This is a genomic window from Arenibacter palladensis, assembly GCF_900129275.1.
Taxonomy (GTDB): domain Bacteria; phylum Bacteroidota; class Bacteroidia; order Flavobacteriales; family Flavobacteriaceae; genus Arenibacter; species Arenibacter palladensis.
In genome coordinates, this window is the sequence record NZ_FQUX01000005.1 from 14,707 (window position 1) to 40,526 (window position 25,820).

The window sequence follows — 25,820 nt, forward strand, 5'->3', positions numbered from 1 at the left end:
TTATTCGTCTCTTAAGGCTTCTATTGGTTTTATATCCGCTGCCCTCTTGGCCGGAATATACCCTGCAATGGCACCAAACAGTATCAATACCAAAGTTGCACTAATCGCCATTGTAATATCTATATAGGGATTGGTTATGAAGTAGTCCTTCAATTTTTCACCCAATGAATTCAAAATAAAAACACCCAAAAGCATCCCAAAGAATCCTGAAATGGTAGTAATAAAAACCGATTCCAATAGGATAGAACCTATGACCGACTTGGGCGTGGCGCCGAGGGCTTTCCTAATCCCAAGTTCCTTGGTGCGTTCCTTGACCACAAAAACCATAATATTGCTGATCCCTATTATGCCCGCTATTATGGTTCCAAAGGCCACAAAGGCCACTATAATCTGCAGGACCCTTGCAAATTGCTGGTTTTGCTTCAATTGGTCCGCCACGTTCCTAATAAAGACTCCGTTCTGGTCATCCGGACTTATATATTTCTTTTCCTTAAAAAAACGATTCAGGCTCAAATCAAGAGCCATGGCCCCGGCGTAACCTATCTCTGGTTTAAAGGCCACAATTATCTGGTCTACTTTATCATTATTTTTCTCAATGAGCTGTCTCGTTGTATAGGGCATATAGATTAAACGTTCCTCATTATCCCCTCCGTCATCCTGAAAAACTCCGATGACCATAAAGGCACTCCCTGCCACATCTATGTATTCGCCTAGGGAATTTTTATTACCAAATAGATCATTTTCTACCAGCCTACCGATGACAACATATTTGGTTTTATTCTTAATATCTTCTTCATTTATATAACGCCCTTTCATCATAATGGTCTTTTCGGCATATTGATGTGCCGGTCCGACTGCCCTAGTAGTATAGTTATTGGATTCATTCTTGTATTTGACCAAACCCCCTCTGGAAATTCTTGGGGTGCTATATTCAACGAACATGGAAAAATTTTTGTTGATGTCCGCCAAATCACTATTATCAAACTCAATACTCCTGTTGGATTTATAGCCTTTATATGGTATTGTGGTCCTCCCTGGGAATACATAAAGTACATTGGTGGCATCATCCCCAAAAAACTCATTGAAGGTGTTCACCAGGCCATTTCCCATTCCAAATAGAACAACGAAAATGAGAATGCCCAAGGCCACGGTAAACCCGGAGAGAAAGGTCCTGAGTTTATTCTTGTGAATAGTTTCAAATATTTCCTTCCAATTATCCCTACTAAACATATTGGGAGGCCCTAACCTGGGTTATTTTTTTATCTTCAACAATAACCCCATCCTTTAAATGTACAATTCTCTTGCACATGTCCGCAATATCAGGCTCATGCGTAACTATCAGTATAGTGTTGCCGGCATCGTTTATTTTTTGAATAAGGTCCATGACCTCGTATGAAGTTGTACTGTCCAAGGCACCCGTAGGCTCATCTGCCAACAATACTTTGGGTTCGGCCGCCATGGCCCGTGCAATGGCTACCCTTTGCTTTTGTCCACCGGACAATTCACTTGGCAAATGGTCCGCCCATTCCCGTAAACCCACTTGTTCCAAGTACTTCAAGGCCTTTTCCTGTCTTTCCTTTCTGCCCACTTTTTGGTAATAAAGGGGAAGTGCCACATTTTCCATGGCGCTTTTGTAATTGATCAAATTAAAGGACTGGAAAACAAAACCCAAAAACTTGTTCCTGTATTGTGCGGCTTTGGTCTCATTTAGGTCTTTAATAGGCACCCCGTCCAAGGTGTAGGATCCTTCATCCAATACGTCCAACATACCAAGTATATTAAGCAGGGTGGACTTACCAGAACCAGAAGACCCCATTATGGCCACAAGCTCCCCTTCCTCAACAGAAAAATTAATACCTTTTAACACATGTAGGGAATTGCTTCCCATTTTATAGGATTTATGAAGATCTTTAATTTCTATCATGATTTAATGGATTAGGTGAGCATGTATGAAAATACGAATATAAGACCTACTATCACTAGAGTCGTTACAATAGTCCGTGTTAAAGCTTTGTTAAAAAAGCCTAGGCCCCAACCGTTGCAGGTTTTATTTCGTTCCATACTTTTATTTCATCGTCTGGTTTTATTCCCTGTAGAATTTGGATATAGATTCCATCACTTACCCCCAATTGAATTTCCCTACGTTCAAATTTTTGACTCCCTGTAGCAATTTCCACAAAGGGTTTTTTGGTATCCGGATCAAATTGGATCAAGGCTTCCTTCACCGCCAGAACACTATCTGCCTTGGCCAATATAATTGAAGCATTGGCACTCAGGCCTGCCCTTATAAAAACCGAATCCCGCTTCTTCAAGGTACCTTTTATCTCGAACTGTATGGCTCCGTTTTCCACTTTCCCCTTGGGTGCTATATAATCCAGGACAGCATCGAACACCTTGTTCTCTATGGCCCCCACGGTAATTTCCAAAGGTAGATCCTCCTTAATTTTACCTACTTCCGATTCGTCTACCTTGCCTTCAAAAATCATCTTATCTACATCAGCAATGGCTGCAATGGTAGTACCTTCATTAAAATTATTGGATTCTATAACCTGATTACCAACTTCCACCGGCACTTCCAGCACCATTCCGCTCACCGTTGCACGTATCAGGGTATTTGCCTCGTTCCCATAACCTTTGGTTGTTCCGGTCTTAACGATATCGAAGCGTTTGTTGGCCGCAACATAGGATTGCTTGGCCTGGTCATAGGCAACTTCCGCCTTTTCCAGATCCACTCTGGAAATTACCCCTTTATCGAACAAGGTTTTTTGCCTTTCCAAGTTACGCTTTTGGTCATCCAGGGAAATCTTGGCCTCTTCTATGGTATTCTTGGCCTCGTTTAATGAAGATAGATTGGGTACCACCTTTATCTTGGCGATAAGATCACCCGATTTAACATAATCTCCCCCTTCAACAAAAACCTCCTCTATAACGCCTGAAATATTTGGTTTGATCAACACCTCTTCCAAAGGCAGTATACTGCCCGTAGCCACAGTTTTCTTTATTATGGTCTGTGTGGAAGGCTTTTCCGTTGCATATACCACCGGATCTTCGGCATTCTTTTTATATAGGTAATACAAGGCGCCGGCACAACTAAAAACGATAAATATTAAAATTATAACGGTAATCGACTTTTTCATGTTTTTGATTTTTTTTGATTGATTGATTCCTACTTATGTTGTTTTTCTTAGTTTAAAATTTTACAGCTTAGTCACAATGATACGGCTACTCCATTCTCAGCGCCTCTATTGGTTTAATTTTTATAGCACTCTGTGCAGGTATGAACCCCGCCAATAGCCCCGATACCATCAAAATAATCAAGGCCAGCAGTACCACCCCCAAACCCACACTGGGATTAATGAACATTTCAATTGGCCCATTACTCGCTAGAAAATAATTAATAAGATAAATGACAAAGGCCCCAAAACTAATTCCGGCCATCCCGGATATGATGGTCAAAAAAATAGATTCCATAATAATTTGAAGCTTAATAGACCATGGGTTTTCACCCAAAGCACGTCTAATCCCAATTTCCTTGGTCCGTTCCTTGACCACTATCAACATAATATTGCTCACCCCAATAACACCAGACAACAATACCAGAACACCAACAAAATAGGCTATCCAACGCATGGCCTTAAACAGTCCCAACACTCTGTTGAACTCCTCAAATAGATCAAAATGCCCAACAGCACGAAGATCTTGGGGATGAATTTTTTGATTTTCCCGCACTACCGTAAATATTTGCTCCTTTAGTTGGGTAATTGAAGAGTCATCATTGGCGGTAATGGCCATCCAACCCACTTTATCGGCCTGGTTGAAAGCCTGGGAAAAGGAAGTAAAGGGTATAAAAATTTCCTTTTGGATCTCCTCGGCATTTCCATCATTGGAATTCTTCCTATAGGTTCCAACAACCATAAAATTCACTCCTTGGATCTTAATATAGGTACCTATAGCCTCTTCCCCCACATCATATAAACTGGCACGCACCCCCTCACCAATTACCGCTACCTTTCTTTTTCCATCAATATCCAATTGATTTATAAATCTGCCGGAAGTGATGCTCATGGGATCTTGATTAATAATATCCGGATAATCCCCATAGACATTAAATGCCCCCGTTTTTATTCCCCGCACCACATTATTGGTTCCATTAAATCCTCCCAATTGATTTCTTGGGGACACAAACCTTAGATCCGGCACTTTTTGCCTTATAGCATCTACGTCCCCCAATTTAAAAGTAAAACGCCTCCCCTTTGGCAAGCCTTTATACGCCATTGAGGTTCCTTGGGTCCACATGAACATAGTATTGGTTGCAATATCACCAAAATTGGACCGTATGCCGTTCTCCAATCCCTTCCCTGCTGCTAGCAGAACAATCAATATCAATATTCCCCAAAAAACCCCAAATGCGGTTAAAATGGTCCTGAACCAGTTACCGGTCAGTACTTCCAGAATTTCTTTCCATCGGTCCTTATTGAACATATCTATTGGTTATATATAAACAATGGTCCTATTCATCCCTCAAAGCTTCAATTGGCCTAATAGTAGCAGCCCGCCAAGCAGGAAAAAAGCCCGCCAAGGCCCCTGCTATTATCAACAAACAAACTGTACTAAGTGCCACCTTGAAATTAATGGAAGGATTAAGGACATAATCTATCTGAAGGTTTGGACCCACAAATTCCAACAACCCCATGCTAAATATTAGTCCGGCCAATCCGGCAACACTGGTAACAAAGATTGCCTCATGCAATATCATGCCCACAATGGCCCTTGGCCGTGCGCCCAAAGCCTTCCTTACCCCAATCTCCCGGGTTCTTTCCTTTACTATAATCATCATAATGTTGCTAACGCCTACCACACCTGCCACAATAGTGCATATACCAACGAACCAGAAGAAAAATTTAATCCCTCCGGTTAAATTTTGAAATCGCTTTACCGCTTCCAGCGTATTAAAAGTATTGACGGCACTGGGGTCAGTTGGCGCCACCATATGGGCCTCCTTGAGATAGGTTTTGATATCTTCGGTCAATTTCACGGACTTTGCAACCGTTTCATCCAAACTTGCGGAGGGCTTTAAGGTATAGAACAGCATATTTAGATTATCGCTTCCATTAAAAACACGCTGAGCAGTACTTATAGGGATAAACAACCTATCCTCTTCCCTATCGCCTCCCTTATCCCCATAAACCCCAATGATCTGAAAATTAATCCCTGAAAGCTTCAAAAACGCACCAATGGGATTTTCTTCCCCTTTAAGCAGTTCCCGTTTAATTTTATTACTGATCACCACCACCTTGGCAACGTTTTCCTCATCCCCGTAATTTAAATACCGCCCCTCGGAAATAAATTGATTTTCAATATTCTGAAACAAAGGGGATACTCCCTGTACGGAATAGGAGCCGGATTCCGTATTATAATCTACGGTTACATTTCTTACCCTAAAGAATGGGGATCTATTTTCGAGGTCTTCACCAAATTTAGAATTGATGGCTTGGTAATTATTATTTCTTAGTTGTATGGGCCTACCTGGGTTTAGGCCCATATATTCCTGTGTGGTAACCTGTGTCCATACCCCTATCCTATTGCTGGCATCCGCTTCAAATTCTTTGGCAATACCATTTTGCATGCCCTGACCAAATGCCAATAAAACCACCAAAATAAATATACCAGAAGCAACGGAAACGCCGGTAAGAATGGTACGGAGTTTATTTTTCCGTATAGCATCGAAAATTTCCTGCCATCTCTCAATATCAAACATAGGTCCAATAGTGTTTATTGAATAAGACCTTTGTGAAATGAAATTGTTACAGGTGTAACTCTAAATAAATGTTAAAATTGAACCAATTTTAAGATTTCATCTTCCTGTAGATAAAGAAAAATAAACCGGCCACCAACAGATAGGGAACGGCCATAAGATATACAATGCCATTGTTGATGCCTTTTGCAGCAGCTTCACTCCCTTCACTTTCCAACACAGCCCTACACATGGCGCATTGGGCTTCGGCCAATTCCGGAACCAATAAAAACACCAAAGTTAAAAGCAATACGGTATATCGTACTTTTATGGTATTTCTTGAATACAATATTGACCTTTTAGTGCACATAATAGGGAGATATCATTAAATAGACTACAACCCCGGTAATGGCCACATACAACCATAGGGGAAAGGTAATTTTTGCAAGTTTCCTGTGCGCATCATAATTCTTAAGGTATGCCTTTGCATAGGTGCGCAATACCAATGGTATAATTGCAATGGAAAGAATGATATGGGTTATCAAAATAAAGAAGTAGAGATACCTAACAATTCCCTCTCCGCCAAAGGAGGTAGAATCCGAGGTCATGTGATAGGCCACATACATCACTAGAAATGCCAGGGAAAGAACAATGCAACCAGTCATTAATTTCCGGTGCAGTTCCAACTTCCCATTCTTAACGGCAAGAACGGCAAGAATCAATAAAACGGCTGTTAAACCATTTATGGAAGCATATATAGGCGGTAAAAAACCAAGAGGCTCCACATTGGGTAATTTAACTCCAAAGAGCAATGCCACTACAAGCGGTATAACAATGGATACCAGGTTAATAATTTTATTGAATTTCTTTTCTTTTAAAGCAACTGCATCCATTATTCTCCCAATAATTTTTTAATGTCTTCTTTTAGGATTGATATTTGTTCCTCTTCCCCATGATCATTTTCACCTTCCTGTTCACTAATGGTCCCCCTGTAATACACAATTGGATTTCCAAACTTGTCCACTCGGGAACGTATAAAACCGTTTTTATCTACCAATGCAAATAGACCCGAATGTTCAAACCCGCCTTCTGCCTCTGGAACTTCAGCGGCAAAAATACTAAATCCGGTATTGGCCAAGGTATAAATATCGTTTATATTCCCCGTCAACAAATGCCAGTCCATGTTTGTTATGCCGTAATCCTGAGCGTATTCCTTCAATACCCCAGGCGTATCATATTCTGGGTTTATGGTAAACGAAGCCACTCCAAAATTTTCAAAATTTTTGAATTCATTTTGAATCTGAACCAAATTTTTGTTCATGATGGGGCAAATTGTGGGGCAGGTAGTAAAAAAGAATTCCACCAGATACACCTTGCCCTTATAATCGTCATTGGTAATCAATAGACTGTCTTGATCTACAAAAGCAAAGGGCGGTACCTTACGTCTCTCACCGTTCATTTCAACATATGCCAGCTTATCATTGGCATCCTTTAGGTTTAACCTATCATTTTGTGTAATGGAACCCCCTTTCACCCGATCAACAATTTTTGGGACAAAAATGATTCCAAAAACTAGGATTACCAGTGAAACCCAAACATATGTATAATTATTCTTTTGCATTATTTTGGCCTATCTGCATTGTTCTTTTTAAGGGCCATTCGATATTCGGCCAGTATTATTTTTATATCATCCTCCATCTTATTGTTTAAATCGGCCACGGAGGAAGTGTCAAAACCATATTTGACACCCTCATCCTCATCATCGTCCCTACCCCTAAGTACCCTATTCTTATCCACTATGAACACATAGGGAGTACTCAAGTTCCCATCTAGGCTAAGGTTTGTCTTTAAACTCCTAAAAATTCGATTAATATCATCCTCATCCCCGTAAACGAAATTCCATTTACCAATATCTGCCAACTGCTCCAGCTCCTTTTTCAATTCTTCAACATCCTGCTCCGTACCTTTCGGCATTACCATAACAAATTGAAAATCGTTAAACTCGTTAAAGCGCTTGTATATCTTCTGGTTTAAATTAAAGGCGTTACCTTTTTTGTTATCCACGTCCTTCCCCAGAAATCCCAATACGGTAATTTTACCTTCCAAGGATACATCGTTGGTGGCAAAATCAATTTCAGAGACATTCTCCGTTAAAGTTGCCAATCTGCCAAAGTTCGTGATACCCGAGGCAAAAAATAGATATATCACTATTGGCAGTATAAATAAGGTGACGAGTACTAATGTTTTCTTCATCTAATAGCTATTAGTTTCCAACATTACAGTTTTAACGAAAAAAACATTCCTTCGCTGTAAAATCGGTGTAAACCGAATAAGTACAAAAATAAAAAAGACGGTTGTTATACCGTCTTTTTAAGCTGTTAATTATTCGTTAGAAATTCCACTTAACGAAGCCATCGCTATACACGTGGTATATATAATCCGCTTCAAAGAGAAGAATAAAAATAAGATAGGCAACAAGGAATATAGGGGTCCATACAATAGCTCTTCTTAAAGAACTCTTTTCATCCCTAAGGTGCATGAAATCCCACGCAATATAATAAGCCTTAACCAAGGTTAGTATGATAAATATCCAGTTCAAGACTTTCATCCCAAGGAAGTAGGAATGAGTCAAGGCCGCAGGTTTTAAAATCCCCAATGCCACTTCAACTATGGTGACCAAAGTAAGGAATATAAGTACTCCCCATATTTTTTGGGTATTGGACTTAAATTTCAACAGACCTCTAAATATTTCGAGTTTATGTTCGTGTGCCATTTCTAATGCTATTTTTTAAAGTATTCTTTTAATTGTATATGTTATTTTTCCTGTAGTTATACCAAGTAGAAGAAGGTAAATACAAATACCCATACCAAATCCACAAAGTGCCAGTATAGCCCTACTTTTTCCACCATTTCATAATGTCCCCTGCGCTCATAAGTACCAAGAATAACATTAAAAAAGATAATGCAGTTGATTACCACACCGGAAAACACGTGAAAACCGTGAAAACCTGTGATAAAGAAAAAGAAATCGGCAAACAACCTACTACCGTACTCATTCCGTACCAAATTGGCCCCTTCCACTACAAGTGTTGCATCATTCAATTTCTTCAAAGTTTCATCCCGAGTCAAAACTGTCTTATGGCCATCCTCGTTGATGGTCTCTGTACGAATTAAAACATTGGGATTTGATTTCACCCCTTCAACCACCTCATTCAAGGAGTAGCTAGGCAACGCATCGCCTTTGTAGTACCAAATTCCGTTCTTCCTTTCATGATCGACCCTTTCTTCCTCCAAAGTCGCTGCAAAATCCCTTAATGCCAGGCGATCACCTGAATCGGCACTAACAAATTGCAAAACCCTACCGCCTTTAGTTTCCAAAGCTCCAAAATCGCCTTTTATAAAAGTGGCCCATTCCCAAGCCTGTGAACCTACGAAGATAGCACCACCAATAATGGTAAGAAACATAAACCAGATGACTTTTGTCTTTTGTAATTTATGTCCGGCATCAACGGCCAACACCATAGTTACCGAAGACATGATCAAGACGAAAGTCATGAAAGCTACGTAATACATTGGGTAATTCCCATGAAAAAAAGGAACGTGGGTAAACACCTCATCGGCAATTGGCCAAGTTTCTATGAACTTAAATCTTGAAAAACCGTAAGCGGCAAGAAAGCCAGAAAACGTTAAAGCATCGGAGACAATAAAGAACCACATCATCAACTTTCCGTAACTTGCACCTAGAGGTTGATTTCCTCCACCCCAAACGTTTTCTTCTGTACCCGTAGTAACCGTAGAATCCATATAAAAATTATAGCGTTAATAAAATTTTCACAAATTTACATTTTTTTCGGCTAAACAAAATTTTTGCCTTTTAAAAATGGCAAAAAAAACCCATTCTAAATAAGCTCACCTAGAATACCTTCTAATTACCAAAGAATTAACCCTTTTTTAGTTCACGAAATACATGAAAAGAATTAAATATACCCAAAGAATATCCAAAAAATGCCAAAACGTAGCTCCCAATTCCAAACCGAGCATTTCCTTGGAGGAATACTTATTTCGCAAGTGGTTTGCAATAACCACCAAAAGCGAAATAATCCCGGCAACCACATGAACAATATGCACGGCAGCTATTAAGAAAACATAGGACATTTTAATATTGCTCGTAGGCCCGGTAAAATAGTAACCGTTGGCTACCATCTGTGAGAATCCGTTGAATTGCAATATTATAAAGGTTATCCCTAGACCCAGGGTCAACAACAACCAGTTGGTACATTGTTTTACCTTATCTTGCTTAATGGCTTTCTTCGCCATAATATAAGTTAAACTACTTATAATTATAACTATGGTACTGCCCAAAAACGATGATGGCAAGGCCAGATCCTTGATCCAATCCTCACGGGAACTGCTTACTATATAGGCGCTGGTCCAACCCGCAAATCCCATTAGCAAGCTCACTATCCCGAACCAGAGCATCATCTTCTTAGCCCTTGCGTTTTTTTCCTTTCCCGTACCCTGCGTTAAGTCCATCCTTATTAAATAAATTTATCCATTACATATACCACTTGCATCAGTGTTATATAACTTACACTGGCCAGCATTAATTTTCTAGCGGATGCATTGTCCCTATTTTCATATAATCGAAAAGCAAAGAACAACATTACCGTACCCATTAAAAAAACTATAATAGCCGCCACAATTGATAATTGCAGCCTTCCCGTAAAACCAAATACCGGAATTATAGATATAATCATCATCCAAATGGTATACATAATTATCTGTAAAGCGGTGCCCTTATCCTTTTTACCAGTCGGAAGCATTTTAAAACCACCCTTCTTATAATCTTCATCCAACATCCAACCTAGAGCCCAAAAATGTGGAAACTGCCAAAAGAACTGAATCATAAACAAAGTCCCCGGCTCTATACCAAAATTATCGGTAGCGGCCACCCATCCCAACATAAAGGGAATAGCTCCTGGAAATGCACCTACAAACACGGCTAACGGCGTTTTAGTCTTTAAAGGCGTATAAACACTTGTGTACAAGAAAATGGAGATGGCACCAAACATGGCCGTCTTTGGATTGAGAAAATACAAGGCTACGATTCCCAAAATGGTCATTAGAACAGCAATGGCCATAGCCGTGTTCACAGACATCCTACCTGCCGGTATAGGCCTATTCTTGGTACGACTCATCAAGGCATCCAGGTCTTTTTCTATAATTTGATTATAGGCATTGGAAGCCCCTACCATACAATAGCCCCCAAAGGCTAAAAGCAGCACCGAGGAAAAACTTATTTCAACGGCACCCAGAAAATACCCTGCTATGGAAGAGAAGACCACACTTACAGCAAGCCTTGCTTTGGTAATTTCTTTAAAGTCAGCAAAATATAACGCTAAAGAGGCATTCTTCACTGAACCGACCGCCGTTTTCATTTACATTTTTTAAATGGACCGCAAAGATACACCGCATAAGATATTTTTGCAACCAAATAAACATGTTTATATAAATTAACTAAAAAGGAGTAGCAGAACCCTAAACAAATCTACGACCCCCCCCAACCTCCATAGACCATGGAGCGCTTACATTATTATGAAACAAAAAAAATCCCGAGCGTTGGCTCGGGATTTTAAATATATTTTAAATTACAACTACTGCAGTTTGAAAGTAATTGGAATACTAAACGGTACACGAACTGGTCTACCCCTTTGTTTTCCTGGAGTCATTTTTGGCAATTTACTGATAATCCTTGCAGCTTCTTCCTCCAAGTTCTTATCCGGACCTCTCATTCTTACGTTTCCGATACTACCGTCTTTTTGGATAACAAACATTACGTTAACCCTACCTTGAACTCCCATTTCCTGGGCAATTTCTGGATAGCGAAAGTTTTTTCCAATATGCTTCTGCATCATGGAGTTGAAACAATCCCTCATTTTGTTTTTTGGTTCATTTTCACAACCAGGAAAAATAGGAACATCCTCAATAACAGCAAAAGGTACATCCACATCCTCCTCAACTTCTTCCACCTCAACATCGGCTACTTCTATTACTTCCTCCTCTTGACTGGTTTCTGTAGACTCTATTACAGTCTCTTCCACTTCCTCCTCATCTTCAACAACCTCAATGATCTCAGGTGCTGCTGGTGGTGGTGGTGGTGGTGGTGTTTTGATTTGCTCGGTCATTGGAACTTCTTCGTCCAAAGTATCCTCCACATTCATGGTGTAATCAAAATTATTATCGTCGTCATAGGTCTTCCACTCAAAAGCTATATACGTCAATGCCATAACCAAAACAAGACCAATAACGAAATAAAGCCCGCTATTCCTTGTTAAATCTGCTTTCGGATTCTTTTTAAGTTGCATAATTCTTAATTTTTAATGTTCGCTAATTTATATATTTATTTTATCTGTTTAAAACTTTTTGTTAAAAAAAATACAAATAAATTCAAACAGGTCATTGGGCTCCAAAGTATCCTATTATATGTAACCAAAGGCCCTGAACGCAACTAAGTGGAAGTATCTCAATTTCCAAATATCCATTCCATTAAGAACCAGCAGGTTGCGCCTTTCTACTTAGAACACACCCCAAATTACTCAAAAAAATACTATTTCATCCACTTTAAAGAAGTTTTTCCCGAGAAAATGTATTTTACCGAAAAACTTCCGAACAATGCCCCCAAACTATTTGCCAAAACATCCAGCAAATCGGGCTCTCTATTTTTTGTGGCCACACCTTGAAGCACCTCAATAATTATACCATAAACAACTGCGTATAAAACTATTTTCACAATCGCTTTCTTCAAGGGAGTATTTCTTCGGTCCATTTCCCTAAAGGCAAAACAACCTAAAGCCGTAAATACAAAATAAAAAGAAAAATGTACCAACTTGTCAAAATGTGGAATTTCAATGGACGGCACACTATCTTCCTCAAAAGAAAATAAGCTGAGCGTTGTTATGAACACCACCCAGCTTATAAACAAGATTGTAAAAAAATATTTTTTAAGCACCTACAAGTTCTTTGTACTCCGCATCGCTAAGTAAGCCTTCTACTTCGGAAGAATCGCTAATTTTCACTTTAATGATCCAACCATCACCATAAGGATCAGTATTTACCTTTTCCGGCTCATCTTCAAGTGATTCATTAAAAGCTATAATTTCCCCGCTTAAGGGAAGAAAAAGATCGGAAACCGTCTTTACGGCCTCAACCGTTCCAAAAACCTCATCCTTGTCCAAGGTTTCGTCCAAGGTCTCCACTTCCACATAAACGATATCACCAAGTTCCCCTTGGGCAAAATCAGTAATCCCGACTATAGCGGTATCGCCTTCTATTCTGACCCATTCATGGTCTTTTGTGTACTTTAAATCTGAAGGTATATTCATTATCTAAATTTGTTAAGGCAACAAATGTAAAAGAATATCTTTTGTTAATCAAAAAACTCATTTAAACTTTTTGGTCCACTTGGAAATTAAATTCATTAACCAACAACCCCTACTTGTTTAAACTAGTTTCCAAAATTATACCTCAAGGTAAATCCAGTATTTATAGAAGTTTGGGGAAAAGCAGTGGATACTGCAAATTTGGAAAAGGAATGATCGTAAAAAAACAATGCGTTCAAACTCTTGCTCAAAGCATAATCGGCCACAAATTTTATGGACATTAAATTTTGTCCGGAAGTAATTTGATTGTTATCTATGTCCAAGTTTCTTATTATGGTGATATTATCCCTAAGGGTAACGTCCGCCTTTAGATTCAAATCCCCTTTTAAACGCTGTTGCTCACCACCTATATTGGTTACAAACTTTACATCCTTAAAACGATACCCAAGTCCAACGGTATATTCCTTGCCATTGATCTCTGTCATTAAACTATTATCAAAACTTAAGGACAATGCCCTGTCCGTTCTGATCTCGGCAAGTATACTGAGGGAGTTCTGCATTTCAAAATCCACTCTCATCAATGGGTTAAACTGATCCGTAAGCACCACGTTGTTCATAATATTGACCGGTAAAAAATCCTGGTTTTCAGAGTTTATAGGCTCCATACCCTCATTGAGCAACTGAGTACGCGTTAAATTGGTTTGAAACGAATTTATACTGTATGCCGCCCTATAGCCGTGACTAAGGGAAAAACGTTTAAATTTCTTCTTAAACCAAGGATTACGCATTAATCCGGTATATTTAATGTTCCAATTGGGAATGGGAATACTTCTAAAAGCATCCAAACTCACCTTATTGGGGTCCTTACCTGTATAAGCGGCAAAAAAAGCAGGCAGCAGAACATCTTGACTAGTCTTACCATATCTTTCTGGAAAACCGTCATCATCCACCTCACCGGTGTCATGGTTTCTTTCGGTAACAATCCTATTGGCTATTGTAATCCTATTGTCCTTAAAGGTTTGAAAACTGTCCGAACTAAATTCATCACTCTTATTAAAAACAGTACCGATCATTAAAGTGGAAATACTAAAATTACCGTAGTTGTTCCCTAGAAGGTTCACATATTCAAATGTGTCATTACCCAAATCCTCTACATTAAAAGTCTCTTGGTAACTTTCGGACATTTGTCTATCGGCCACAAGGTCTATTGTTAAATCCCTAGTAGGTTGCGCCGTTGCCGTTATATTTAACTGTTTATTGGTATTCTGAATATATTGTTGGTTAAATTCCGGGAAGGTGGTCAGCCATCCGTTTCTGGCCGCCTCATACCTAACATCGGCCTGACTACCAAAAACAAATCCTATGGTCGGCTTTGCTGTACCAATAAAACCTACAGACCTGGTATAACCTGGCAATACCTTACCACTGTTCTGACTATAGGTTACGTTGACGCGTTTTACCATGGTAAGTACATCTATAAATGCATTGTAGCCAGACCCACCAGCTTTTTTATCATTTTTGGCATCTTCATTGGATGCCGGGTTGCCCGCCTTATCCAAACGAGTTGGTTTTGCAACTGCGCCTTTGGTATCCTTCCTACCTAAACCAAGGAAATCATAGAACTTTTGCATGGTCAAGGAGGCCGTTAAATTATGTGTACTGGCATTCTGTACCGTGTTAATATCCTCTCCGGCCACTTCGTTCAATGCATCCCCTCCCCTTTGCCAGTCAAAATTACTGGTATAGGTGTATTGGGCATTAATAAAATCGAAAGCAGGAATTTTGTTCAAAGGCAATTCATAATTCAATTGCATTTCCTGGGAATGCCTATTGGGCTCCCCAAGATCGAAAAATCCGTCCCACAATCCCAAAGCCTGATCTATTTCCGAATCCGGATTACCCTCTTCCGAAAAATAATTCCTTACAATATTGTTGTTGGAAGCGGTAAGGTTTAATCGCAAGGATTTTGTTAGACTATAGTTGATGGCATATTGCCAATTGAAAAGATAATTCCTTTGCTGTAGAAAAGGTAGTTCCAACTTCTCCACCCCAGGTTCAAAAACATCCCTAAACTTTTGTTGATTAAATGATCTGTTAATATTGGATTGCAACGAAACACTGGCAGGCAGAACATTTAGATTTAATTCTTTTAGCCACTTCCAATATTTCCCGGTAAACAGGGAATCCTTCTTGGCAAATGGTTCTACGGGTAGAGGTTTAAAATTATGGTTATAAACAAAACCTGTTACCACATTCTGATCCCTTAGCTCATCGATCTCAAAATCCCTATGGTTTACTTCGTTATAGGAATAATTAAAAGTGAAGTTCTCAATGTCATAAAAATTGGCCTCCGCCTCTTCGCCCCTATCCTTTCTTACCCCAATAAAATTTATACTGGTCCTTTTGGTATAATCTTCAGCCTGCTGTCTTATTGCCTCGGCATCCTCTGGTGTTTCTGCAGCTGCAATGCGATCTTCCAATTTTAGATCGTCATAGACTGGATCAAATTCTGGGGTAATCAACTGTTCCGAAATACCATAATTAAAAGGTAATTGCAGACCCCACTTTTTTGGGAACAATTGACCAATATTCACATTGGTGACCACATCATAGGAAATGGCATCTTCACGTGCCCGTTCATTGGGCATCTGATCTATAGCCCCGAACCCAGAAGTACTTTTGCTACCAGTGGCGGATACATTGGCGAAATCTGCCATATTCATATCCATGGCAGCAATAGCGGCCCATCCCCCGTTATTATCCAATCCCGATAGGCGCAATTCATTAAACCACACCTCTCCCCTAGCCGGAAGGTCGTCATCGTTCTTAACACCCACCATCATACTCCGGATAGCTCCCAAAGACGGATTTCCACGGATACCAATACGCACTTTACCTAGTGTTCGTGGATCAAATTCATTTACCTGGACAACCTCACCATTGTCTATTTCATAATAATTGATGGTGCTAAGGGTCTGGGCAGCTATTCCGGCAGATTTTACTTTGGACAGATCATCCAAAGAAAGGTCCAGTTCATTTACATCCGGCCATATCTCGCTTTCCGAACTTGCTCCGTGAGGCGTTAGCTGTAAAGGCAATTCTATTTGATAATAATTCTGGGTAAAATCCGAACCTATCCTAATAAACCCAACCAAGGGTGTTTCGTCATTGGCATAATCCGAATCTACAATCTCTTCGGCATGCATAAACATCTTTAAGCTTTTATATTGCCTTACATCAATATCCAAATTTTTAAAGACCCCTCTGGAATCCTGAGGTTCCAAGTTCTCCACTACAAATGACAAGGATTGTTCATTCTGCCTTATAATAGTATTATTGTTGTTCAGCCTTTCACGTTGTACACCAGGAGGCAAAACATAAGGTATTGGGGTTCGTGCAGCATTTTCCTCTATGTTTACAGCATTAACATCCACCAAGGTACCATCATCGGTAGGATCCCCATCTACATCCGGTTGCAAAGATTTGGCATATGTACGCCAATCCCCGCGCACTAGGTCCAAGGTAGCAAAACGCAATACCACATTACTTGAAAACCCTGTTAGGTACATCCGCATAAAACTTATAGACCTAAAATCGCTTATACCGCCTACGGCATCCGTAAAATCGGATAAAGGTATCTTGTACTGTATCCATCGTTCGTTCAAGGTATTACCGTTGGGCAAAGACCTGGTAACCCCTTCCTTAATATCCGTTACATACTTGTCATTAACAGTAGTCCCTGGTTTAATATTAATACGGTATTCGTAATAACTATTTACCGTATTCATGGTTCCGTCCCTGTCTATATCCTCTACATCGGGCAAAGTTGTGGATCCCCTGTCCGAATTGGTCAATTGTACCGGAGAGTTCCCATCGGGGTTATTGTAGTTAAGATATCTTTCCAAAATACTACCTTCTCTGTTCAAAAAGTACTCGTAATTATCCAATGCAGGATCTTCCGCCGGACCATTATAGGTAATTCCGCCCTCAAAGGTATAAGTAGCCTCCTCTGCATCGGTTAGACCATCAAAACCAATATCCTGTAAACCTCTGTTATTCTCATCTGCGTCAAAGGCATATATCAAAGATTGGGTTGCCGGAACCTTTCCCCAATTCGTTTTATAGGTAAGATCATTGGATACGGGATCTACTGGCAAACCATTTTCATATTGCTTCCTTCCATCAGGCAAAATATCCTCGGAAATATTACCTAGGTTGATCACTAGATCCCCAGCACTTGTTGCTATACCATCCACATAGGGATCCAGTACCCAAAACTGAACGTACTCCACGTTGGACTGCTCAAAATTGGTACTGCTCAAGGATCTCATTATCCCTGCCCATTTATCCTGCGGCTGTTCCGTAGTAAAATTTGGATTTGCATTGTAGGGACCTTTCATATCAGGGTAATAAGCTATGTCCAAAGTATTTTGGGCCAAAGTCTGCCCTTGGGCAACATCCTGATTAAAAACATCCTGTATATAAATTCTTCTGGTTTCGTTTGTGGAAATATCATCATCACTCAACGCGGTAGGCCGCTGATTGGAATAAAAAATGGGATCTACGGTATACCAAGCCATTTTTGCCCTGCCAAATCCAGACTCCAAACTATTAGTCGTGGTCGTAAATTCCACGGGCGGACTCGCCATGGACCAGCCAAGAAACGAACGGATATCGATAAGCGATTGTGCTCCTTCAAAATCGTCCAAATAGGTGGTGGTTTCTCCTTCAAAATCCGCATTCTTGGGAGAACTTGGACTTAAAAAGGCAACTTCCCCACGAACAGACAAGTTGGAAGGAACATCCGTATCTATATTTGGCAATTTATTGACCAATCTGGTCAAAAATGGCACCTCAGTGGAAAAATTACTGTTGAGGCCGAATATTGTATTGTTTACTGGCTCTATTCCATAATTGGATTTCTGCGTCAAGGGTTTTTCATTCAAATTGAGCAAAGTACCTCCAAGCACAAAATTTTTGTTGAATTGATGCTCCACATTTACACCGGTAAAACGTCTGGTCTGCTGTCCAAAAACCGCATTGTTCTCCACAGAAATATTGATGGGCGTATTGGAAGCCTCCAAACTTGGGTCCAAAATCTGCACCGTTCCCGACTGATAATTTACAGTGTAATCTATGCCTTCCTGCAACTGCCTACCTCCGGCCGTAACCCTTACGGATCCCTGCGGAACATTGAATGCCCCAATAGGTATCCCATTGGTCCCCTGAGATTTATAAGTACCTTTTAGAATAAACCTATTCTTATCCGCGTCCTGTTGGGCGGCCGCCGTTGGAAGCGAGTACATATTCCTAAAGACGTACTTCTGTTGATTGGCGTTATAACCTTGATCATTGTCCACGTCATAGGTACCACCACCCAGAAGGTTAAATAAATATTCCCCAAAAGGTTCAACTTTTGTAAATATGATGCTCCCCGTTTGAGAGTTTATTGTAATGCCTTCCACATAATCGAAAAATCCATCCCCTCCGCTTTGTAGATCATTATAGGCATTTAGCCTATCCAAATTAAAAACATCCAACAATATCCTATCTTCCAACGGTTTGGGGGTAGATGGCCATCCGGAACCGACACCTGATTCTACCGGGGTAATATAATTTCTCGGAGTGGTTTCCGCATATAATATGTTCAACTTAAAATCCTCCTGACTCAATTGGTAAGCGCCAGTAGCGTATATATTCTTCATCATTAGATCCCATATAGGATCTACAACATTGGTAATATTACTTTTTAACAATTTAAGGATCAGGGTATTGTTGTTTACAGGTATTTCTGCTCCTGCCGATACCGTTGTAGCATCCACACCTCCATTGGCAAACTCTCCCACCTGATAGACTTCCCCATTATAAGTATATTGAAAGGCGACCCCCAAAACTTCATCATTGCTCAACCTTTGGTTTAGGGATATGTATCCCAATTGGGAATTAAAGGTAAAGTCCCTACCCTGCTCCAGTTTTCTGGCATTCTCCAAAATAGCATAATCAAACCCCTGATTAACGGTATACCCGGGCACATTAAAACCCGATTGAACAGTAGCTATATCGCGAATACTACTTGTAAGGGCTCCTCCAGACCCAATTTGGAGAGGATCAAAATCATTGGCACCGTTCCTCGGCAAATTACCGGCAGCGGAACTATTAAAGAATCCAGCCGGATCTCCATTGATCTGCCCTATCCTTGTCTTTTCTGGTTGTACCTCCCCCAAATCCTGGATCGCAACAACGTTTCTAATATTCACAGTTTGCTGGCTCCTATTGGTAATCCATACTTCCAACCTTGTAATCTGGACCTGGCTCCTTATATATGGATAGTTAACAAGTGCAGCATCATAATTATCCCTAAAATAATGTGCCAAGAAAAAGTGTTTATCGGCATCATAATCCTGGGCCCTAAGCTCGAAGTCGTTCACCGTACCTCCCCCTTGTGCCACTACAGTATTGCTCTGGGATCTTTGTTCCGAAAACACGGCAGTAACCCTGGTCTTCCCAAATTGCAGTTCGGTCTTTACCCCAAAAAGGCTCTGTGCCCCTGTTATTAAGGAGCTATTAAGAGGCATACTAACATTACCTACTTCGATCTTCTGAAGTATATCGTCCTCAGATGGCGTGTAGTCCAACTTGACCAAATTCTGAAAATCAAAGGTAGCTTCAGTATCATAATTGGCAGTTACCTGTAGTCGCTCCCCAATTTTTCCCAACATACTTAAGCTTATCCGTTGGTCAAAATCAAAGGAAAGATTGGTTCGGTTACGCGGGGACAGGGATGGATTGTCGTTTTTTTGCCAGATTACCCCAAGATCCATCGCCACCGATCCTTGCGGAATCACTTCAATGGTATTACCTCCAAAGACACTTTCAAAAAAGCTGTTATTTACATAGAAATTGGGAAGTAAATTTTTACGGGCCGCATCACTACCCTCCTTTTTACCGGAAAAAGCATCGATTTTCTCCTTAAAATAGGACTTCATACCCTCGCGGCGCACAAGCTCCAAATATTGGTCCGGGGTAAGGATAACGGGATAATTGATATCAAAATCCCCAACACTTACCGTGTAGATATATCTGTCCAGATTGGGGTCATAAGTATATTTTGAAACTATGCTGTCCGGGTTTTCCATTTTCAGTTTCCCCAGAGCAACACCAGTTTTTAGCGAATCCACTTCCTGCTCAATGGCATCTTCCCCTTCTACCTCCTGAGCTAGGGAAGTACCCATGGTGCCCAAGAAAATAAATAGCAGGATAGTAAGCTTAAATGATGATTTAAGATAAAATTTTGCCCCTTTTTTCAAACTTGTTATAAATTTTTAAGCGCAAATTTTATAATGTCCTCTACGCTTAGTCCAGGGTCTTGGGCAACTACTTTATCCACAACCTTTTCAGCTTGCTTGCGGACAAAACCAAGAACCTCTAATGCAGATAACGCTTCATCTTTATTTGTATTGTTTGATGGGACGGAAAGTTCATCAATATCGTAGACTTTTAAAACCTTGTCCTTTAGGTCCAGAATTACCCTCTGGGCCGTTTTGGCACCGATACCCTTTATTCCTTGGATAGTGGGCACATCTCCCGTTGCAATGGCATCCCTTATTTGTGCCGGGGACAGGGAGGACAACATGGTTCTGGCCGTACTGGATCCTATTCCGGATACGGATAAAAGCAATCTAAATATTTCCCTTTCGGACTTCTCGAAGAAGCCGAACAAAGTATGTGAATCTTCCTTTACCTGTAAATGGGTGTACAGTTGAATGCTTTCCGAATCCCCAATTTTTGAAAACGTGTGTAACGAAATATTTACAAAATATCCCACTCCGGCACATTCAATTACAATATGGGTGGGATTTTTTTCTACAAGTTTTCCTTTTAAATGGGTAATCATTGGCTATTGCTGGTTTCATGTTTCAAGGTATCTTGAAACTAGAATTATTTAAACTATTTATTTTTGTGTTCTTGCCAATTTTCGCTTCTCCCTTTCCTGGGCGTCAATAACGGCCACAGCGGTCATATTGACCATCTCGTCTACACTGGCCCCTAATTGAAGAATGTGTACGGAACGTCTTAAACCTACCATAATAGGACCAATGGAATCCGCTTGGTTGAGTTCCTTGAGGAGCTTATAGGTAATGTTGGCCGACTCCAAGTTTGGAAAAATAAGGGTATTTACCTTTTTACCGGACAATTTGGAAAAGGGGAATTTACCCTGGTGCAATTCTTTGTTCAACGCAAAGTCGATTTGCAATTCCCCATCCACTACCAGTTCAGGATTGGAGGCATGCAATATTTTTACGGCCTCCTTTACTTTGGTAGCACGTGGATGTGTAGAAGATCCAAAATTGGCATAGGACAATAGGGCCATGACCGGGTTAAAGCCAAATGTTACCGCTACATTGGCGGTCATCTTTGCAATTTCCGCGATTTCCTCGGCACTGGGATCAATATTGATGGAAGTATCGGCCAAAAACAATGGCCCCCTTTCGGTAATCATAATATTTACGGTAGACACTTTCTTAACATTGGCGGCCCTGCCTATTACCTCGAATACCGGTTTCACCACGGTTGGGTACGCCCTGGAATATCCGGAAATCATGCCATCCGCGTCTCCTTCCAATACCATCATGGCCGCAAAATAGTTGCGCTCCCGCATCTTTGCACGGGCACCGAACAGACTTACCCCACTGCGCTGCCTATTTTCAAAATATTTGGAGGCATAATGATTTCTTTTATCATTGGCTTCGTCGGCATGGGAATCTATGACGAGAATATCGGCATCGAATTCCAGTTCCTTCATCAATTCCGCAATAATTGCTTTATTCCCCAATAATATTGGCGTTGCCAACCCTTCTTCATAGGCAATTTGAGCTGCTTTTAGGACGTCCAAATGATCTGCCTCCGCGTAAACTATTTTTTTAGGGTTCATTCTGGCACGATCGTGCAGCAAACGAACTATTTTATTATCGTTCCCGGAGCGTTGCAATAGTTCCTCCCTATACTTATCCCAATCATCAATAGGCATTTTGGCCACGCCACTTTCCATGGCCGCCTTTGCCACTGCGGGTGGAATCTCAGAAATCAATCTGGGATCAAAGGGTTTTGGAATTATATAATCTCGCCCAAAGGTCAACCTTGTTTGTCCGTAGGCGATATTCACCTGTTCCGGAACTGGCTCCTTGGTAAGCTCAGCCAAAGCCTTAACCGCAGCCATTTTCATAGCCTCGTTTATCTTGGTAGCCCTAACATCCAATGCGCCCCTAAAAATAAAAGGGAATCCCAAGACGTTGTTCACTTGATTAGGATGGTCGGACCTACCCGTGGCCATGATGATATCCTTTCTAGTTTTTATGGCCAGGTTATAATCTATTTCCGGATCTGGATTGGCCATAGCAAATACTATAGGATCTTTGGCCATGGACAAGAGCATTTCCGCAGAAACGATATCTTTCACCGAAAGACCAATAAAAACATCGGCGTCTTTCATAGCCTCTTCCAAGGTATCGATCTTTCTGTCGGTAGCAAACTCCAATTTCTCTGAAGACAGGTTCTCCCTATCCCTGCGGATAACCCCTTTGCTATCCAACATTACTATATTTTTGTCCTTTGCTCCAAAGGCCTTGTACAGTCGGGTACAGGAAACAGCAGCCGCACCTGCCCCGCTTACTACTATACGGACATCACCAATTTTTTTATTGGTAAGCACTAAAGCGTTTAAAAGGGCCGCGGCCGATATAATAGCCGTTCCGTGTTGATCGTCGTGCATTACCGGAATATCCAGCTCTTCTTTTAAACGTCTTTCAATTTCGAAAGCTTCAGGAGCCTTTATGTCCTCCAAATTTATACCTCCAAATGTTGGGGCAATTATCTTAACGGTTTCTATGAACTTTTCCACATCGGTGGTGTCCAGCTCAATATCTATTCCGTCTATATCAGCGAAAATCTTAAATAAGAGGCACTTACCTTCCATCACCGGTTTTGAAGCTTCGGGACCTATATCTCCCAATCCCAGCACCGCAGTTCCATTGGATATTACGGCCACTATATTTCCTTTGGCCGTGTACTTATAAACATTATCCTTGTTCTTGGCAATTTCAAGACAGGGCTCGGCCACACCGGGCGAATAAGCAAGCCCCAGATCCCTTTGGGTTGCATAGGGCTTAGTTGGAACTATTTTTATCTTCCCAGGTTGTGGTTTGGCGTGATACACCAGTGCTTCCCTTCTTGTCTTTTGCTTGCTCATATAGTGTGGTATTAAAAAAACAAAGTTAACAGTATTCTTTAAATTATTGGGATTTAAAAAAGGATTCTATTATAGTTTTGAAAGGGGGTAGTGTATTTCAATTTACAAAACTCCCAACCACACCCAGGCCAAAAGGCCAGGAAGGCATTACTAGGGAATGGATAGTTTTGGAAAACGATAAGATCCGACAAAATATAAAACTTAATCCCTACTTCAAAAACTCAATATTCCGTTTTAAACCGGAGAATTTGGTGCGCTTCACGGCTGATTTCTGGAACACCTTCTTAAAAACATCCTCCGTAATTTCTTCCCAATCCTTTTTAGTCATAGAAAGTAATTCGGGATGGGGATGGAACAAAGGTTCGCGATGCGATTGGGAGAAGCGGTTCCAGGGGCATACATCCTGGCAAACATCACAACCAAACATCCAATCATCCATTTTTCCTTTAAATTCCGAAGGAATCTCATTTTTCAATTCAATGGTGAGGTAAGAAATACACTTGCTACCATCCACCACGTAAGGCTCTATAATGGCTTGTGTGGGACAGGAGTCGATACAGGCCGTGCAGGTACCGCAGTGATCCGTCACCCTATGGTCATACTCCAATTCCAGGTCCACTATCAATTCCGCTATAAAATAAAAAGACCCCACTTGCTGCGTCAGCAGATTACTGTGTTTTCCTATCCAACCCAATCCGCTCTTTGCTGCCCAGGCTTTATCCAGGACAGGTGCCGAATCTACAAAAGCCCTCCCGTTTACTTCTCCAATCTCTTCCGAGATAAAATTTTGAAGTTCTTTAAGCTTTGATTTAATTACATGGTGGTAATCCTGTCCGTAGGCATATTTGGAGACCTTAAAGGTGTTTTCTTCTTGGACCTCCCCCGGAAAGTAATTCAGAAGAAGGGAAATGACCGATTTTGAACCTTCTACCAGTTTAGTAGGATCTAAACGCTTATCGAAATGGTTTTCCATATACCCCATTTCCCCATGCATATTTTTGTTAAGCCACTTTTCCAGCCTAGGAGCTTCCTCCTCCAAAAATTGGGCTTTGGAAATACCACAGGACAAAAACCCGAGGCGTTTGGCTTCGGCCTTGATAAGCTGGGTATGTTTATGAATGTTCTTCAAAAAAATTATCTTTCGGTAAACAGTAAAGGTACGCTCTTTGGCTTAAGTGAAATCAAAGGATTGATCCCTATGTTTTCCAAAGTACTGGATATATTATATTTCTTCACAATTTCCGCTATGGCAATAATCATTTCATACATGGCAAAATTATTGCCCACACACATTCTGGGACCGGCCCCGAATGGATAATAATAATCCCCGTAATCCTTTTTCTCCCCTTCCTTAAATCTACCGGGGTCGAATTCCAGTGGCCTATTCCAAAAACGGCCATAGCGATGTAATTCGTATATAGACATGAGCACCATGGTGCCCTTTGGCAACGAAATATCCTCAAAGGTATCATCTTCAATGGCCACCCTATCTATTATATAAGCCGGCGGGTATAGTCTTAGCGCCTCTTCCAGACATTGCTTAACCAATTGAAGCTGCATTACTCCTTGCATCAAATCAACAGTGCTAGCCCCCAGATTTACCCTGGACACTTCCTTATAAACCTGATCTTGAATTATTGGATTTTTGGCCAACAGAAACAAGGTAAAGCTAAGAGCGTTGGCGGTGGTCTCATGACCGGCTGTAAAAAGGATCAACACTTCATCCAACAATTGCCCATCCGGCATAGGTGAACCGTCCTCATATTGCGCCTTTAGGAGCATATCCAACAAATCATCTTTTTCCAATCCAGATCTTCTCCGTTCTTCAATAATATCCAAAAGTAGCATCTTGCCTTCCTTGGCCATTTTCAAGTGCTTATCAATTTTACCACTGAGTCTATACCACCATTTTAGATAAGGCTGTCGCATTTCCTTGATCAACATGCGCTGATTGGCCTCGGTAATGTGTTGGAGTCGCGACATCCTTTCGCGAATGTCGGAACTACTAAAAAGGGATTTGGCAACAACCTGAAATGCGAGATCGCCCATGAGCGGAAAAATGTCCTTTTCCTGGCCAGGTTCCAATCGATCCAGTTCCAGAAGTATGGCCTCCCTCATGACCCCCATTAAATTTTGGAGTTTTTTCTTGTGAAATGCAGGCTGCACCATTCTTCTTTGTGTGCGCCAATGCTCACCACTGGAAGTTAAAATTCCATGACCAACGTATCTGGCCAAATCTACTGTTTGCAAAGTGGACTTTTCGTATTTCCTATGTTGTTTTTGAAGAATATGCTTTATTAGTCCCGGGCTTCTGGTAAAAAGGACTATTTCCTTGGAACTTAATTGCACTTTAAAACAATCCCCATATGCCTCAAAATTTTCATGATGAAAGGGCAAAGGATTCTTTAAAATTCTCCTAGCATTTTTTAAGACTCGAAATCTCGATACTAACTTCAAATTG

General features: G+C 40.8%; 21 protein-coding genes. All 21 read right to left on the reverse strand.

What is annotated here, in order from left to right; genetic code table 11:
- A complete protein-coding gene (locus BUA60_RS14215) occupies nt 1-1,230 on the reverse strand; it encodes an ABC transporter permease (protein ID WP_072862793.1) in 1,230 nt (409 codons plus the stop codon).
- The gene (locus BUA60_RS14220) at nt 1,223-1,924 is read right to left on the reverse strand and encodes an ABC transporter ATP-binding protein (protein WP_031442418.1); all 702 of its coding nucleotides are present in this window, start codon (nt 1,922-1,924) and stop codon (nt 1,223-1,225) included. The genes BUA60_RS14215 and BUA60_RS14220 overlap by 8 nt, the downstream gene beginning before the upstream one ends.
- Nucleotides 1,925-2,024: 100 nt before the next feature.
- A complete protein-coding gene (locus BUA60_RS14225) occupies nt 2,025-3,137 on the reverse strand; it encodes an efflux RND transporter periplasmic adaptor subunit (RefSeq protein ID WP_072862795.1) in 1,113 nt (370 codons plus the stop codon).
- Between the two features lie 85 nt (nt 3,138-3,222).
- Nucleotides 3,223-4,482: an ABC transporter permease gene (locus BUA60_RS14230; protein WP_072862797.1), complete on the reverse strand. Its 1,260-nt coding sequence runs from the start codon at nt 4,480-4,482 to the stop codon at nt 3,223-3,225.
- A 28-nt stretch (nt 4,483-4,510) separates the two neighbouring features.
- A complete protein-coding gene (locus BUA60_RS14235; RefSeq protein ID WP_072862799.1) occupies nt 4,511-5,758 on the reverse strand; it encodes an ABC transporter permease in 1,248 nt (415 codons plus the stop codon).
- An 88-nt stretch (nt 5,759-5,846) separates the two neighbouring features.
- Entirely contained in the window at nt 5,847-6,083 is a 237-nt protein-coding gene (locus tag BUA60_RS14240) for a hypothetical protein (protein ID WP_245802556.1), read from the reverse strand.
- Nucleotides 6,084-6,093: 10 nt separating this feature from the next.
- Entirely contained in the window at nt 6,094-6,627 is a 534-nt protein-coding gene (locus tag BUA60_RS14245; protein WP_072862802.1) for a DUF420 domain-containing protein, read from the reverse strand.
- A complete protein-coding gene (locus tag BUA60_RS14250) occupies nt 6,627-7,355 on the reverse strand; it encodes an SCO family protein (RefSeq protein ID WP_072862804.1) in 729 nt (242 codons plus the stop codon). The genes BUA60_RS14245 and BUA60_RS14250 overlap by 1 nt, the downstream gene beginning before the upstream one ends.
- Nucleotides 7,355-7,987: a hypothetical protein gene (locus BUA60_RS14255; RefSeq protein ID WP_072862806.1), complete on the reverse strand. Its 633-nt coding sequence runs from the start codon at nt 7,985-7,987 to the stop codon at nt 7,355-7,357. Before BUA60_RS14255 ends, BUA60_RS14250 begins: the two co-directional genes overlap by 1 nt.
- A 136-nt stretch (nt 7,988-8,123) precedes the next feature.
- On the reverse strand, nt 8,124-8,507 hold the full coding sequence (locus tag BUA60_RS14260) for a cytochrome C oxidase subunit IV family protein (RefSeq protein ID WP_072862808.1): 384 nt from the start codon (nt 8,505-8,507) through the stop codon (nt 8,124-8,126).
- 56 nt (nt 8,508-8,563) lie between these two features.
- A complete protein-coding gene (locus tag BUA60_RS14265) occupies nt 8,564-9,538 on the reverse strand; it encodes a cytochrome c oxidase subunit 3 (RefSeq protein ID WP_072862810.1) in 975 nt (324 codons plus the stop codon).
- A gap of 147 nt (nt 9,539-9,685) precedes the next feature.
- Nucleotides 9,686-10,267: a cytochrome c oxidase subunit 3 gene (locus BUA60_RS14270; RefSeq protein WP_072862812.1), complete on the reverse strand. Its 582-nt coding sequence runs from the start codon at nt 10,265-10,267 to the stop codon at nt 9,686-9,688.
- A 5-nt stretch (nt 10,268-10,272) separates the two neighbouring features.
- Nucleotides 10,273-11,172, reverse strand: a complete 900-nt coding sequence (gene cyoE, locus BUA60_RS14275) for a heme o synthase (RefSeq protein WP_072862814.1) — start codon at nt 11,170-11,172, stop codon at nt 10,273-10,275.
- 216 nt (nt 11,173-11,388) lie between these two features.
- The gene (locus BUA60_RS14280; RefSeq protein ID WP_072862816.1) at nt 11,389-12,099 is read right to left on the reverse strand and encodes an energy transducer TonB; all 711 of its coding nucleotides are present in this window, start codon (nt 12,097-12,099) and stop codon (nt 11,389-11,391) included.
- A 242-nt stretch (nt 12,100-12,341) separates the two neighbouring features.
- Nucleotides 12,342-12,698, reverse strand: coding sequence for a VanZ family protein (locus tag BUA60_RS14285; protein WP_178347004.1), 357 nt, complete (start codon nt 12,696-12,698; stop codon nt 12,342-12,344).
- 37 nt (nt 12,699-12,735) lie between these two features.
- A complete protein-coding gene (gene gcvH / locus BUA60_RS14290; RefSeq protein ID WP_072862818.1) occupies nt 12,736-13,116 on the reverse strand; it encodes a glycine cleavage system protein GcvH in 381 nt (126 codons plus the stop codon).
- 122 nt (nt 13,117-13,238) lie between these two features.
- Entirely contained in the window at nt 13,239-20,420 is a 7,182-nt protein-coding gene (sov, locus tag BUA60_RS14295; RefSeq protein ID WP_072862820.1) for a T9SS outer membrane translocon Sov/SprA, read from the reverse strand.
- Between the two features lie 5 nt (nt 20,421-20,425).
- Nucleotides 20,426-21,007: a Holliday junction branch migration protein RuvA gene (gene ruvA, locus BUA60_RS14300; protein ID WP_072862822.1), complete on the reverse strand. Its 582-nt coding sequence runs from the start codon at nt 21,005-21,007 to the stop codon at nt 20,426-20,428.
- Nucleotides 21,008-21,064: 57 nt separating this feature from the next.
- On the reverse strand, nt 21,065-23,359 hold the full coding sequence (locus BUA60_RS14305) for an NADP-dependent malic enzyme (RefSeq protein WP_072862824.1): 2,295 nt from the start codon (nt 23,357-23,359) through the stop codon (nt 21,065-21,067).
- Between the two features lie 208 nt (nt 23,360-23,567).
- Nucleotides 23,568-24,488 (reverse strand): tRNA epoxyqueuosine(34) reductase QueG, encoded by a 921-nt coding sequence (gene queG, locus BUA60_RS14310; protein WP_072862826.1) that lies wholly within the window; start codon nt 24,486-24,488, stop codon nt 23,568-23,570.
- Between the two features lie 5 nt (nt 24,489-24,493).
- Nucleotides 24,494-25,816 (reverse strand): cytochrome P450, encoded by a 1,323-nt coding sequence (locus tag BUA60_RS14315; RefSeq protein WP_245802557.1) that lies wholly within the window; start codon nt 25,814-25,816, stop codon nt 24,494-24,496.
- Between the last annotated feature and the right edge of the window lie 4 nt (nt 25,817-25,820).